This is a genomic window from Xylanimonas ulmi (assembly GCF_004216535.1).
Lineage (GTDB): Bacteria > Actinomycetota > Actinomycetes > Actinomycetales > Cellulomonadaceae > Xylanimonas > Xylanimonas ulmi.
Genome location: NZ_SGWX01000001.1, coordinates 170,202 through 184,607, shown reverse-complemented (window position 1 = coordinate 184,607; position 14,406 = coordinate 170,202). Strand labels below are relative to the sequence as shown.

The following is a 14,406-nucleotide window of genomic DNA, read 5'->3' as shown; positions in this document are numbered from 1 at the left end:
GAAAGCGTTGGAGGGCTCGCAGCCCGGCATCAGGAGCCGGCTTGGCGACCCTGGCAGAATGCTCGCATGCCCCGAGCCACCGCAGCCGAGTTTCGGCGCGCCGACGCGTGGTTCGTGGTGCCCGCATTCAACGAGGGCCCTGTCATCGGCGGTGTCGTCCACGAGGTTCGCGCGGCGGGATTCCCAGTCGTCGTCGTCGACGACGCGTCGAGCGACGCGTCGGGCGACCTCGCCCGCGCGGCCGGCGCCGTCGTGGTCCGCCACGCGACCAATCTCGGCCAAGGGGCCGCGCTCCAGACGGGGATCGAGTTCGCCCTGCGCCGTGGCGCCGCCTACGTCCTCACGTTCGACGCGGACGGGCAACACCAAGTGGAGGACGCCGTCGCGATGCTGAGCCTCGCCGCGACCAACGACCTCGGGTTCGTCTTCGGCTCCCGCTTCCTCGACGACCGGACGGACACGGGCACGCTCAAGCGGCTCGTGCTGCGATTCGCGGCCTGGTTCACCCGGCACAGCACCGGGATGCGCCTCACCGACGCGCACAACGGCCTGCGAGTCATCCGCGCCGACGTCGCCGCGCAGGTGGATCTCCACCAGAACCGCATGGCGCACGCCACGGAGATCGTGCGGCAGCTCGGGCGCACTCGCGCCCCGTGGGCCGAGTACCCCGTCCACGTGCTGTACACCGACTACTCGCGCGGCAAGGGACAGAGTCTGTGGAACTCCGTCAACATCCTTGTCGACCTCATGTTCCGGTAGGTCCGCCGATGCTGATCCAGTTCCTCCTCGTCACCGCCATCCTCCTGCTGGTGGTCCTGCTCGGGCGCAGCACCAGCAACGCCCGGCACATGGCGTTCAGGCGCCTCTTCCTGCTCGTGTTCGCGATCGCCTCCATGGTCGCGATCGCGTTCCCCAACCTGCTGAGCCGGTTCGCTCAACTCCTGGGCGTCGGGCGCGGCGCCGATCTCCTGCTCTACGCGCTGGTCGTCGCGTTCATCGGGTCGCTCGCCATGAACTCCCGGCGCGCCACCGAGCTCGCGCGCATGATCACGCTCACCACACGACGTCTGGCGATCCTCGAGGCGGAGACCTCGACCCCGCTCAACGCGCCCGGCCCGGCCCGACCCGACACCGACCGGCCGATCTCTCCGACCCCGGCTCCCGACGAGCCCGGCGCCTGACCCGTCACACCCGAACCGACATGCACCCCAGGTGCGTGTTGAGACCCGTCGGCACGTTGATCGCGTAGACGCACACCTGCCGCGCGCCCGGCGCGGCGCGGAAGGACATGGTGTACCCCGCGTCCGCTCGCCCGAAGGCCGCCTCGACGTCGGGCCGCGCCGCGCCGGTCGTCACCTGCCCGACGATCGCGCCGTCCACGTAGACGTGGACCGGGATCGACGCCGCGTCGTGGTCGATGGCCCAGCCGGCGGCGGTGATCGTGCCGCCTGACGCCGAGACGACGTCGAGAAACCCGAAGGGCTGCGCGTTGGCGAGCGTCACCGTGCGGCATCCGAGGAGCACGTTGAGCCCGGCCGGCACGTTGATGGCGTAGACGCACGCGTTGTGAGTGCCGATGGACGCGGCCACGTCGAACGAGAAGCCGGCGCCGGCGCGACCCGTCGCCGCCTCGACGTCAGGCCTGGCTCCGCCCGTCGTGACACCCGCGGCGATCTTGCCGTCGACGTAGAGGTGCAGAGGGATCGACTCCTGCGTGTCCTCGTCGAACGCCCACCCGACGGCCGAGATCGACCCCTGGGCCGCGGTCACCGCGTCGAGCACGCCGGTCGGCTGGAGGTTCGACAGCACGGCGACCGTCTTGCACCCCAGCAGCGCGTTGGCGCCCGCCGGAACGTTGATCGCGTAGGCGCACACCTCGCGAGTCCCGTCGCTCACGGGAATCGTCACCGAGTAGCCCGCGCCCGGCTTGCCGAAGATCGCGGTGATGTCGGGCCGCTCGCGTCCCGTCGTCGTCCCGACGGCGATCGCTCCGTCGACGTAGACATGGATCGGGATCGTGGCCGCGTCATCGTCAAAGGCCCACCCGGCGACAATGACCGACCCGTGGGCGACCTGCGTCACGACGTCGAGCGCGCCCACCGGCGGCGGGTTGAGCGCCGGACCGAGGTTGGCCGCGGCGATCGCCCTGATCGACGGCATGAGGTTCGTCCCCGCCTGACCGGCGCTCGGGTAGACGTACCGGCCTGGGCACGCCGTCGAGGAGACGTCCTTGTGGCCCATCACCAGCGGAAGGCTCACCTGTGACCCGATCGGGAGTTTCGTGCCCGCAACCGAGATCGTGAACGTGCCCGTGCCATTCGGGTTGACGCCGTACGCGCCCAGCCTCCAGCCGATGACGCGCCCGGCGGTCTCGAGCGCGGCGGCCGGGAGTCCCACCGTGTCGTAGTTCCCGAGGAACGACACGCCGACGAACCCCGTGTTGAACCCGGAGGCGTGGACCCCGACCACCGCCGAGTCCATGCTGCCTGCGCGGCCCTCGTACAAGGTGCCCCACTTGTCGACGACGAAGTTGTACCCGAGGTCGCACCATCCGCGCGTGCCCATGTGGTACGCCTGGTCGTTGCGAATCTGCTGCATGGCCTGTGCCTGCGTCGAGTACGAGTTCCCGCCAGCCGTGTGGTGGACGACGGCGCCCCGCAGCGCCGGCGCCGAGTCCAAGGCGCACGTGGGGGCCGCGGCGCCCCACTGCGCCCGCGTCACGAACGCTGGCCTCGCCGCAGCCTGCCGCACGATCGGACCCGACGCGATGTCGGACACCACGCTCGGCCCACCCGGCCGGTGGACGGCGCTCTGAGCCGAGGCGTGGAGGCCCGCCGTGGGCGCCTGCGATCCGATCAGCGTCAGGCTCACGCCGTCGACGCTGAGCGACTCGTCGGCTGGCCCGACGGTGGCGACCTGCACGGCGCTCGCGTCGCCGACGTGGATGGCGTCAGTCCCCGCGCGCGTCTCCCGCAGCGCGTCGGGCGAGCCGGGGTCCGGGGCGGCGCCGTCGTCCTCGAGCGGGAACCACCGGCTCCACTCGCCGTCCTGCCCGCGGACCCGCGCCTGGAGCTCGGGGGCGACCTGCGCGTCGCTCGGCCAGGTGACCGCCACGGTCTGGAATGTCGTGTCGCTCTCAACGGTCGGTCCGGCCGCGCGGTCCTCCGCGTCGAGGGTGTCGAGCTCCATGGGCGTGCCGTCGGCGAGCGCGGAGACCGTGGGCGGCGTGGCCGCCAGGACGTCAGGCACCACCTCGACCTGCGCGTCGAGCTCGTCGGCCGCTGGCAGGGCGGGCCCGGCGTCGAGCGCCGCGGTCACCTCGTCGCCGACGACGACCGGAATCTCGGTGATCGTCGGCGGATCTGACGGATCCGGATCGGCCACCGCCACGCTCAGCGCTCTGGCCGACCCGCCGCGCTCGACGGCGCCGAGCGGGGCCGGCCCGCCGCACCCGGCAATGACGACGACAGCGCATACCGCCACAGATCCCGCCGCTTTGCGACAACCCATGAGATCACCCTCCTGCACACTTCGGTCGTGCCTGAGTGAACGCTGTGAAGCGCGAACGGGCAACACCACACGCCCACGTCGGCCATTCCTCGATTGCCGCTGACGCGCGAGGACCGTGCGCGTGGCCACTCCGATACGCTGGCCCTGACCGCCCTTCCCCCAGGAGAACCTTCCCATGCGCGTGCTCGTCACCGGCGGAGCCGGCTTCATCGGCTCGAACTTCGTCCACCAGACCGTCCGCGAGCGCCCGGAGGTCCAGGTCACCGTCCTGGACGCGCTCACCTACGCGGGTGACCGCGCCTCGCTCGCCCCGGTGGCCGACAAGATCACGCTGGTCGAGGGCTCGATCACGGACGCGCCGCTGGTCGACGGGCTCGTCGCCAACAGCGACCTGGTGGTCCACTTCGCCGCCGAGTCGCACAACGACAACTCGCTCAACGACCCGAGCCCGTTCGTCCAGACCAACCTGGTCGGCACGTTCACGCTGCTGGAGGCCGTCCGCAAGCACGGGGTGCGCTTCCACCACATCTCGACGGACGAGGTCTACGGCGACCTTGAGCTCGACGACCCGGCGAAGTTCACGCCGACGACGCCGTACAACCCGTCGTCGCCGTACTCGTCGACCAAGGCGGGATCGGACCTGCTGGTGCGCGCGTGGGTGCGCAGCTTCGGCGTGCAGGCCACGATCTCCAACTGCTCGAACAACTACGGGCCGTACCAGCACATCGAGAAGTTCATCCCGCGTCAGATCACGAACCTGATCGACGGGGTGCGCCCCAAGCTCTACGGCGCGGGCCAGAACGTGCGCGACTGGATCCACGTCGAGGACCACAACTCGGCGGTGTGGGCCATCATCGAGAAGGGCCGCATCGGCGAGACGTACCTCATCGGCGCCGACGGCGAGAAGAACAACCTGGAGGTCGTACAGACGCTCCTGGAGATCTTCGGGCTGGACAAGGACGACTTCGAGCACGTCAACGACCGCCCGGGCCACGACCTGCGCTACGCGATCGACGCGACCAAGCTGCGCGATGAGCTCGGGTGGACCCCGCGGTACACGGACTTCCGCACGGGCCTGGAGGCGACGGTGGACTGGTACCGCGCCAACGACGCGTGGTGGCGGCCGGCCAAGGAGGCCACCGAGGCGAAGTACGCGGCCCAGGGCCAGTGACCTCCTCGGCCCCGCACCCGTTCGGGTGCGGGGCCGAGTCGTGTGTTCGTTTCACAAACCCTGCACCGTCTGAACGCCGTCGGCACCGATGCCGGTAACACGGCCCACGTATGCTCAACGACCGTGACCAGCCCGAACCGACGCCACGCGGCGCACCGGAACGCGCCCCGGCACGTGCGCGCGCTGGCGCCCGGCGCCCTCGTTGACGCGGGCGATCCCGCAGGACCGCGTCGGCCCTCCCACGCCCGCACACTGCGCCACCACAGTGTGCTGCGCGTGGTGGCGATGGGCATGACGGCGGTCCTGGCGTTCGCGCTCGGAGGCGGCGCGGCGGCGGCCATCAAGTTCACGGGCAACATCGAGACGGTCGACGCGGACGAGGCGCTCGCCGCCGTCGAGCGCCCCACGGTGGTCGAGCCTGAGGACCCCAACGCCGGCACCCCGCTCAACATCGTGCTCATGGGCAGTGACGATCGCAGCGGTGAGAACGCCGACCTCGGCGGCGCGAACGACGGCATGCGGTCGGACACGACGATGGTCATGCACATCTCCGCCGACCGGACCCGGGTCGAGCTCGTCTCGATCCCGCGCGACTCGATCGTCAACACTCCGCAGTGCCCGACGTCGGACGGCAAGCTCGCCCCGGCGCTCAAGGGCACACGGTTCAACGCGGCCTTCGCGCAGGGCGTCGCCTACGGCAAGGACGTGCAGTCCGGCGCGCTGTGCGCCATGGCCACGATCGAGAGCCTCACGAACGTGCGCATGGACGGCTTCATCGTCGTCGACTTCGCCGGGTTCAAGAACATGATCGACGCGCTCGGCGGCGTCACGATGTGCATCCCCGAGGAGGTGTACTCGCCCAAGGCGGACCACCTGCGCCTGGCGGCGGGCAACCAGACCCTCGACGGGCTTCAGGCGCTCCAGTACGCCCGCGCGCGCACCGGCCAAGGCCTGGGCGACGGCTCGGACACCAGCCGCATCGGCCGCCAGCAGGAGATGATGGCGGCGCTCGCGCGCGAGGTGCTCAGCAAGAACATGCTCACCGACTCCCCCGCGCTGATCCAGTTCCTCAACGCGGTGACGCAGTCGCTCACGATGTCGAGCAACTTCGCCTCGCTGACCGGACTGACCGGCCTCGCCTACAGCCTGCGCAACGTGCGGCCTGACACCATCACGTTCATGACCGTTCCGTGGGGCGCCAACCCCGCCGACAAGAACACCGTCGTGTGGACCAGCGCGGCCGGCGTCGTCTGGGAGAACATGCGGAACGACGTGCCGGTCGGCACGCCCGCGGGCGGCGTCACCAGCCCCGCCCCGGCCGACGACGCCGCCGGCTCGGCCGCCGCGCCCGACGAGTCGCCGACCGACCAGCCCGACGACGCTGCGCCCCCTGCGGCCGACGCCACCCCGACCCCGACTCCGACAGAGACCAAGCAGGCTGGCAAGGAGGCCTTCACGGGCGCCGACGTCACCTCGGTCTGTGGGTGAGGCCATGACTGACACCCCCCGCATCCCCCCGTCCTTCAGCCCCTCGGGAACCCGACAGCGTCCGCCTGGGCCTGACGGCGCCGTGCCCGTCCACGGGCGGCGCGGCGACGCGCCTGCGCCTCGCGCCACCGAGCCCGACGACGCCGTCGTCGGCGGCGACTCCCCCCGCGTGCGCCGTCAGTCCTCGCGTGAGGTCCCCGTGACCCCGCCCGAGCGCCGCCCCCGCATCGCCCGCCCCCAGGCCTTCCCGCCGGGCGCGACGCCGCGCGCGAGCGGTGCGACGCCCCGCGGGTCCGAGCGGCGCGGCGGCGAGCAACACGACGCCGCACCGTCCGCCGCTCCCCAGCGTCCCTCGGCGCAGCGTCCCTCGGCGCAGCGTCCCTCGACACAGGGCCCCTCTCCCGCGGGAGCCCCGCGGGCGATCCCACCCCGACGGCAGGCCGCCGACGGGGCATCCGCGGCAGCGCCGCGCGCCGTCGCGGGCCGTTCGGCCGACGCGGGCCGCACCGTCGACGCTGGCCGAGCGGCCGACGGGCGTCCGACGGCGTCCGGCGACGCCCCCCGGGGTGCAGGCGCCCCCCGAACCGCCGGCGCCTCCCGAACCGCCGGGACCGCGCGCCCCCACGGCGCGGCCCGTCCCTCAGGCGCCGCGCACCCCCACGGCACCCGCTCCGTCGCAGCCGGTCGCCTGTCGCGCCCCGCCTCCGCCGACGGCGCGCCCCTCACGGCCGCCCCGGGCCGTCGTCGGCGGCGCAAGGGCCGCGTCATCGCGGCGGTGGCCGCCGTCGTGCTCGTGCTCGTGCTCGCCTGGCCGGTCGGCCTGCTGATCTGGGCCAACGGCAAGATCCAGCACATCGAGGCGCTCTCGGGCGCGCCCGGCACACCCGGCACCACCTACCTGCTCGCCGGCTCGGACGCGCGCGGCAGCGGCGGCATCGAGGACGAGACCACGGGCGCGCGCACCGACACGATCATGCTGCTGCACAAGCCCTCGAGCGGGCCTGCGGCGCTGCTCAGCCTGCCGCGCGACTCGTTCGTCGAGATCCCGGGGCACGGCTCCAACAAGCTCAACGCCGCGTTCGCGTTCGGCGGCGCGCCGCTCCTGGTCGCGACTGTCGAGCACCTCACCGGCCTCACCGTCGACCACTACGTCGAGGTCGGGTTCGGCGGCATCGCCGACGTCGTCGACGCGGTGGACGGCGTCAACCTGTGCCTCGACCTCGACGTCAACGACGCCAACAGCGGGCTGCAGTGGACCAGCGGCTGCCATGACGTCGACGGCGCGACGGCGATCGCGTTCTCCCGCATGCGCTACTCCGACCCGCAGGGTGACATCGGGCGCACCGAGCGGCAGCGGCAGCTCATCAGCGCGGTGACCGGCAAGGTCGCCGACCCGGGCCTCATCTTCCGTCCGAGCGCGCAGGTGTCACTCGCGGACGCGGGCCTCGGCGCGCTGACCGTGGACGAGGACACCAACATCCTCAACTTCGTCGGCCTCGCCCTCGCGTTCCGCGCGGCCAACGGCCCCGGCGGCGTGACGGGGACGCCCTGGATCGCCAGCGTCAACTACCGGCCAGGCGGCGGCGTCGGCTCCACCGTCCAACTCGACGCCGAGCGCAACGCCCAGCTCTGGGCCGACCTGCGCGACGGAAACCTGACGCCGGGGCAGGTCGGGGGCATGCCGAGCTGAGGGCCCTCGGGCCGCTCGGCGACCGGTTGGACCCGGCGGTCGAGCCAACCCAGCGGTCGAGCCCACTCGGCGGTCGAGCCAACCCGGCGGTCGAGCCAACCCGGCGGTCGAGCTTGTCGAGACCCGGCAGCTGGGGTGGTTTCGACAGGCTCAACCACCGGGGCCCCGGGGTGGGTCAGCCGCGGAGGCGCTCGCGCAGCGCCGCGCCCTTGGCGTGCGCGACCTCGCCCAGCTCGGCCTGGAACTCCTCCATGCGCGCCCGCAGCGCCGCGTCCTGCTCGCTCGTCCCGGCGCCGAGGATGCGCGCCGCCAGCAGCCCCGCGTTGCGCGCCCCGCCGATCGAGACCGTCGCGACCGGAACTCCTGCGGGCATCTGCACGATCGACAGCAGCGAGTCCATGCCGTCCAGATAGCGCAGCGGCACCGGCACACCGATGACGGGCAGCGGCGTCACCGCGGCGAGCATGCCCGGCAGGTGCGCGGCGCCGCCCGCGCCGGCGATGATCACGCGCAGACCGCGCGACGAGGCCGAGCGGCCGTACTCGACCATCTCGACGGGCATGCGGTGGGCGGAGACGACGTCGGCCTCATACGGCACGCCGAACTCGTCGAGCGCCGTGGCGGCGGCCTCCATGGTCGGCCAGTCGGAGTCCGACCCCATGACGATGCCGACGACGGGGTGGGTGGTCATGGGGGCTCCTTCGGGGGCGCGGTGGTTGAGCTTGTCGAAACCACCTTGAGGGTACGGGGCGGGTGGTTTCGACAGGCTCAACCACCGGGGCGGGGTGGGGCGGGTGGTTTCGACAGGCTCAACCACCGGGGCGGGGTCGGGGCTAGAGGGTTTCGCCGCGCAGGAGGGCGGCGGCCTCGACGGCGCGGCTGCGCACCTGCGCGAGGTCGGCGCCGCTCACGTTGACGTGGCCGAGCTTGCGCCCGGCGCGGATGCCCTTGCCGTACAGGTTGACGCGCGCCTCGGGGAACCGGGCCATGACCTGCGGCAGCGCGTCGGTCAGCTCGGTCAGCGACGAGCCCAGCACGTTGGCCATCACGGTCCACGGCGCGGTCGCCTCGGTCGCGCCCAGCGGCAGGTCGAGCACCGCGCGCAGGTGCTGCTCGAACTGGCTGGTCACCGCCCCGTCGATGGTCCAGTGCCCGCTGTTGTGCGGGCGCATGGCCAGCTCGTTGACGGCGACGTTCGGCTCGCCAGTGACGGGGTCCGGGTACTCGAACAGCTCGACGGCCAGCACCCCGGTCACCCCGACGCCCGTGGCGACGTCGCGCGCGATCTGCTCGGCGCGCGCCTCCAGTTCGGCCGAGATGCCCGGCGCGGGCGCGATGACCTCGGAGCAGACGCCGTCGCGCTGGATCGACTCGACGACGGGCCAGGTGCGCACCTCGCCGCTGGGGCGCCGGGCCACCAGCGCCGCGAGCTCACGCGTGAACGGCACCTTCTCCTCGACCAGAAGTTGCGGGGCGCCGGCCGCCGCGGCGGCGATCCAGTCGTCGACGTCGCTCGCGGCCGACACCACGCGCACGCCCTTGCCGTCATACCCGCCGCGCGAGGTCTTGACCACGGCCTCGCCGTCCGGGGCGCCCGCGAGGAACTCCCCCAGCGCGGCGCGCGCGGCGTCCGGGTCGAGCGGCAGCGGCGCCCAGCGCGGGCACGGCAGGCCGAGCTGCGTCAGGCGCGTGCGCATGACGATCTTGTCCTGCGCGTGCACCAGCGCGTCGGGGCCGGGCCGCACGGGGGTGCCGTGCTCGAGCAGGTCCCGCAGCAGGGCGTTGGGCACGTGCTCGTGCTCGAAGGTCAGGACGGCGGCGGGCGCGGCGTCGTCGCCACCGGGCGCGATGAGCGCGCGGATCGCGGCCTCGTCGGATGCGGCGCCCACGGGGGCGTCGGCGAGGACCTGGGCCGCCGAGCTGCCGGGCTCCTCGACCAGAACACGCAGGTGGACGCCGAGCTCTCCGGCCGCCGGGGCCATCATGCGGGCGAGCTGTCCTCCGCCGACCACGGCGATCACAGGTGCTGTCACGGGTGACCAGGCTACCCGCCGACGGGCACGGCCCTTGATCCGGGTCCAGGCACGCGTCAGCCGCTCGCGCGCCGCCGTCCGCGTCTCCCGTGCGAGGAGATGGTTGTGCCAGGCGGCAGCACCACCCCCGGGTCGAGGGTCTTGGGCACCCCCGCGAGGAACAGCGCGAACACCGGCGGGCGGCGTTGCGCGAGCTCCAGCCGGCCGCCGTCGGCCGCCGCGAGGTCACGCGCCAGCGCGAGCCCCAGGCCCGTGCCCGCCCCCGAGGTCGCGCCACGCTCGAACACCTTCCCGGCGAGCTCGTCGGGCACCCCCGGACCCTCGTCGGTGACCTCGACACGCACGGCGCCCGTGGTCCCCGAGGGACGCGAGCGCACCGTCGTCGTGCCGTCGCCGTGGCGCAGCGAGTTCTCGATGAGGGTGGCGAGCACCTGCGCCAGCGCCCCCGGCGTGGCCAGCACGCGCTGGTCGGGCGCGACGTCGAGCACCAGGCGGCGGCCCTCGCGCGCGAACGTCGGGCCCCACTCCTCCTCCTGCTGGCGCACGACGTCGATCAGCAGCACCGGCTCGGTCGTGCCGCCCTGGGAGCGGCGCGAGGCCGCCAGCAGGTCGTCGACGACGGCGACCAGGCGCTCGACCTGCTCCAGCGAGATGCGGGCCTCCTCCTGCACGTCCGGATCCTTGGAGGCCGCCTGGATCTCCTCCAAGCGCATGGTCAGCGCGGTCAGGGGCGTGCGCAGCTGATGCGAGGCGTTGGAGGTGAACTGCCGTTCGGCGGCCAGGCGGGCGGCCAGCCGGTCACTCGTGCGGGCCAGCTCGGCGGCCACCAGGTCGATCTCCTCGACACCGCTCGGCTCCAGTCGCGGGCGCACCTGCCCGCTGGCGACCTGCTCTGCGGAGGCCGCCAGATACACCAGGGGCGCCGAGAGCCGGTTGGCCTGCCACACCGCGACCGCGACGCCCGCGGCGATGGCCACGACCCCGGCCACGACCACGAGCGTGACCACATACGCGGCCCTGATCCACGTCGACACGCTCGACACCGACAGGGAGACGCTCGCGGCCAGCGACGTCGTCGCGCCCACCGTCATGTCGGGGCCGTCGACGGGCGTTCCCGCCTCGACCAGCGTGCCGTCGGGCAGCACGACGCTCACGTAGGCGGGGATGTCGCCCTCACGCCCCTCGACGGCGCGGCGCATCGCCGCCTCGGGGATGGCGTACGCGCCCTCCTGCGCCGTCTGGACGTTGCTGACCAGGCGGTCGAGGCGGTCCGACAGGCGCTGCCGCTCGTTGTTCATGACGATCTGCGCGCCGAAGAAGCCCAGCGGCACTCCCAGGAGGATGACCGCTACGGCGACGGCGGCGATGGTCGACAGCAGGACCCGCCGACGCACGGGTCAGCTCGCCCCGGCCTCGAAGCGGAAGCCGAGCCCCCGGACGGTCGAGACGTAGCGAGGCGAGTTCGCGTCGTCGCCGAGCTTGCGGCGCAGCCACGACACGTGCATGTCGAGCGTCTTGGTCGAGCCGACCGGGTCCGAGCCCCACACGTCGCGCATGAGCGTGTCGCGCACGACGACGGAGCCGGCGTTGGCGACCAGCACCCGCAGCAGGTCGAACTCCTTGGTCGTCAGGTGCAGCTCGCGGTCGCCCTGGAACGCGCGGTGCGCCGAGACGTCGACGCGCACGTCCTGCGCGCGCAGCTCCTCCTCGTCCGCGACCTCGCCGTGCGTGCGGCGCAGCAGCGCGCGCACGCGGGCGAGCAGCTCGGCCAGGCGGAACGGCTTGGTGACGTAGTCGTCGGCGCCGGCGTCGAGGCCGACGACGAGGTCCACCTCGTCGGCACGGGCCGTCAGCACGAGGATCGGGACGGTCAGGCCGCTGGCGCGCACCTTGCGCGCGACATCGAGCCCGTCCATGTCCGGAAGGCCCAGGTCGAGGACGACGACGTCCGCGGTGCCCACATTGTCGAGGGCGCCTTGACCAGTTCCTTGCACGATCACGTCGTAACCCTCACGAGTGAGGGCCCGGGCCAAGGGTTCGGCAATCGCCGGGTCGTCCTCAGCTAGCAGCACGTGGGTCATTCCGCCATGGTAGCGGCATCCAGGCAGGCGTCAGGCCGTCGTTGCGACGCCACGCCGCAAACCCGGCGGGTGGTGTCACCCACGGGCCTCACCCACCCCAGGGATGACGCTTCGCGCGCCGAACCATCCCGCGGGCTGACGCGCCCGCACGCCTCACACCCTAGCCTCGATGTCCATGAGTTGGTACGAGCGCCTCGTGCGTTGGGCGGAGGCGCACCGCTTCGGCGTCGACGTGGTGGCCACCGTCGCGCTCGGGCTGCCGACCGTGGCGCTCTCGGTCGTGGCGTTCGGCAGCGCCGCCCGGTTCGTGACGTACGAGAGCCCGCTGGCGGCGCTGATCTGGTCGACGCTGCTCGTCGTGCCGCTCGCCTGGCGGCGCGTGCGGCCCGTGCCCGCCACCGCGGCCGTCGCCGCGGTCGCCCTCGCCCACGTGCTCACGGGCAATCCCCTCATCCTGCCCGCGGACTTCGCCATCCTCATCGCGCTCTACTCGGTCACCGTCAACGGCCCCGTCTGGGCGCACCGGGCCGCCATGGTCACCGCGCTGGGCGGCGCCGCGCTGCTCGGCGCCGCGATGGCCTACCAGGCGGGCGGCCGCGCGGCGCAGGCCGACCTGGTGGGCGTGACGGTTGTCGCATCCATCATGGCGTTGTCGGCGTGGGCGTTCGGCCTGATGCGCCGCGCCCGCCGCGAAATGCTCGAAGCCCTGCACGACCGCACCCGCCGCCTGGAGATCGAGCGCGACCAGCAGGCGCAGCTCGCCACGGCCGCCGAGCGCGCCCGCATCGCGCGCGAGATGCACGACATCGTCGCCCACTCGCTGTCGGTCGTCATCGCCCAGGCCGACGGCGGCCGTTACGCCGCGGTGGGCGACCCGGGCGCCGCGGGGCGGGCGCTGGAGGTCATCTCCGAGACCGGGCGCGCCGCGCTCGCCGACATGCGGCGCCTGCTGGGGGTGCTGCGCTCGGACGACGGCGCCGCCGCGCCGCGCGCGCCCCAGCCCGGCATGTCCCCGACCGCCGCGACGGGGACAGGCGCCGCCAGAGCGGGCGCCACGCCAGCCGGCCAGGCGTACCAGCCAACCCCGATCGCCGCGCCGCTCGACGACGCCGACCTCGGCTCGCTCATCGACCAGGCGCGCGACGCCGGCACACAGGTGTCGCTCGTGCGCGTCGGCGAGCCGCGGCGCCTGCCGCCCGGGGCCGGGCTGACGCTGCACCGCGTGTGCCAGGAGGCGCTGACCAATGTGCGCAAGCACGCCGGACCCGGGGTGTCGGTGACCGTCGTCGTGCGCTGGGCCGCGGCGGGCGTCGAGCTTGAGGTCTCCGACGACGGGCGTGGCGCCGCGGCCGTCGACGCCCAGCCGGGCGGGCCCGGCTACGGCCTGCTGGGCATGCGTGAGCGGGCGGCCCTGTTCGGCGGCTCGGCGACGGCCGGTCCGCGGCCCGGGGGCGGCTGGCGCGTGCGGTTCGCGATGCCGCTGCCGCCGGAGTCGCGGCCCGCCGAGGCCGGGCCCAGCCCGACCGCGCCCAGCCCGACTGCGCCCGCTGAGGCCAGGCCCGCTGAGATCAGGCCCGCTGAGATCAGGCCCGGCGAGGCGACCGGTGGGACCGGGAGCAGCGAGACGACCGACGCGACCGACGCGACGACCGAGACAAGGGAGCCGGCATGAGCACGAGCGCGCACGACGCGCGGGGAGCCGACATCGGCGTCCGCGAGCACTCCGGGGACGGCGACGGCGGGCCGATCCGGGTGGCCTTGATCGACGACCAGCAGCTCGTGCGCGCGGGCTTCCGCATGGTCATCGACTCCCAGCCTGACCTCACCGTGGTCGCCGAGGCGGGCGACGGCGTCGAGGCGCTGCGAGTGCTGGGCGTGCTGCCTGTGCCCGCCGACGTCGTGCTCATGGACGTGCGCATGCCGCGCATGGACGGGCTGACGGCGACCGCGCGGCTGACGCAGGCGCCCGACGCGCCGCGCGTCGTCGTGCTGACCACGTTCGACCTCGACGAGTACGTGCTCGAGGCCATCCGGGCCGGGGCGTCGGGGTTCCTGCTCAAGGACGCGCCGCCCGAGGAGATGCTGACGGCGATCCGCACCGTGCACCACGGTGACGCGGTCATCGCGCCGTCCTCGACACGTCGACTGCTCGAACACCTCGTCACGGCGCTGCCCGAGCCGACCGCCGATGCCTCGACGCCCGAGCACGAGGCCCTCGCCACGCTCACCGACCGCGAGCGCGAGGTGCTGGTGCTCATGGCGCGCGGGCGGTCCAACACCGAGATCGCCTCGGACCTGTTCGTGGCCGAGGCGACCGTCAAGACGCACGTGGGGCGGGTGCTGGCCAAGCTCGGCGCGCGCGACCGCGTGCAGGCGGTGGTGGTGGCCTACGAGACCGGCCTGGTCCGCCCCGGCGCCTGAGCCCACCCGGTG

The 14,406-nt window shown here is 73.4% G+C and carries 12 protein-coding genes; 7 read left to right on the top strand and 5 right to left on the bottom strand.

Annotated features, from left to right (window positions below; genetic code table 11):
• The first annotated feature begins 66 nt into the window (after nt 1–66).
• Nucleotides 67–759, top strand: coding sequence for a glycosyltransferase family 2 protein (locus EV386_RS00785; protein WP_130411442.1), 693 nt, complete (start codon nt 67–69; stop codon nt 757–759).
• Nucleotides 760–767: 8 nt separating this feature from the next.
• Nucleotides 768–1,181: a DUF2304 domain-containing protein gene (locus tag EV386_RS00780; RefSeq protein ID WP_242607765.1), complete on the top strand. Its 414-nt coding sequence runs from the start codon at nt 768–770 to the stop codon at nt 1,179–1,181.
• A 4-nt stretch (nt 1,182–1,185) separates the two neighbouring features.
• On the opposite strand, the gene EV386_RS00775 is transcribed toward EV386_RS00780, so the two are convergent.
• Entirely contained in the window at nt 1,186–3,483 is a 2,298-nt protein-coding gene (locus tag EV386_RS00775; protein ID WP_165399790.1) for an N-acetylmuramoyl-L-alanine amidase, read from the bottom strand.
• Between the two features lie 202 nt (nt 3,484–3,685).
• On the opposite strand from EV386_RS00775, the gene rfbB reads away from it, so the two are divergent.
• The 3 genes from rfbB (at nt 3,686) to EV386_RS00755 (ending at nt 7,859) form a co-directional block, all read left to right on the top strand.
• The gene (gene rfbB, locus EV386_RS00765; RefSeq protein WP_130411435.1) at nt 3,686–4,681 is read left to right on the top strand and encodes a dTDP-glucose 4,6-dehydratase; all 996 of its coding nucleotides are present in this window, start codon (nt 3,686–3,688) and stop codon (nt 4,679–4,681) included.
• A 123-nt stretch (nt 4,682–4,804) separates the two neighbouring features.
• Nucleotides 4,805–6,169: an LCP family protein gene (locus EV386_RS00760; RefSeq protein ID WP_242607764.1), complete on the top strand. Its 1,365-nt coding sequence runs from the start codon at nt 4,805–4,807 to the stop codon at nt 6,167–6,169.
• 4 nt (nt 6,170–6,173) lie between these two features.
• Nucleotides 6,174–7,859 carry an LCP family protein gene (locus tag EV386_RS00755; protein ID WP_130411433.1) on the top strand — a complete coding sequence of 562 codons (1,686 nt, stop codon included), beginning with the start codon at nt 6,174–6,176 and terminating at the stop codon, nt 7,857–7,859.
• Between the two features lie 175 nt (nt 7,860–8,034).
• Here the strand turns inward: EV386_RS00755 and purE are convergent, their stop codons facing one another.
• The 4 genes from purE to EV386_RS00735 form a co-directional block, all read right to left on the bottom strand.
• Complete coding sequence (gene purE, locus EV386_RS00750; protein WP_130411431.1) at nt 8,035–8,550, bottom strand: 5-(carboxyamino)imidazole ribonucleotide mutase; 516 nt, start codon at nt 8,548–8,550, stop codon at nt 8,035–8,037.
• Between the two features lie 142 nt (nt 8,551–8,692).
• Nucleotides 8,693–9,892, bottom strand: a complete 1,200-nt coding sequence (locus EV386_RS00745; RefSeq protein WP_130411429.1) for a 5-(carboxyamino)imidazole ribonucleotide synthase — start codon at nt 9,890–9,892, stop codon at nt 8,693–8,695.
• A 56-nt stretch (nt 9,893–9,948) separates the two neighbouring features.
• Nucleotides 9,949–11,286, bottom strand: a complete 1,338-nt coding sequence (locus tag EV386_RS00740; RefSeq protein WP_130411426.1) for an ATP-binding protein — start codon at nt 11,284–11,286, stop codon at nt 9,949–9,951.
• A 3-nt stretch (nt 11,287–11,289) separates the two neighbouring features.
• The gene (locus EV386_RS00735) at nt 11,290–11,973 is read right to left on the bottom strand and encodes a response regulator transcription factor (protein ID WP_130411424.1); all 684 of its coding nucleotides are present in this window, start codon (nt 11,971–11,973) and stop codon (nt 11,290–11,292) included.
• 175 nt (nt 11,974–12,148) lie between these two features.
• Between EV386_RS00735 and EV386_RS00730 the strand changes: the two genes are divergently transcribed.
• Entirely contained in the window at nt 12,149–13,645 is a 1,497-nt protein-coding gene (locus EV386_RS00730) for a sensor histidine kinase (RefSeq protein WP_130411422.1), read from the top strand.
• Nucleotides 13,642–14,394 carry a response regulator gene (locus tag EV386_RS00725; RefSeq protein ID WP_130411420.1) on the top strand — a complete coding sequence of 251 codons (753 nt, stop codon included), beginning with the start codon at nt 13,642–13,644 and terminating at the stop codon, nt 14,392–14,394. The genes EV386_RS00730 and EV386_RS00725 overlap by 4 nt, the downstream gene beginning before the upstream one ends.
• The last annotated feature ends 12 nt before the right edge of the window (nt 14,395–14,406 follow it).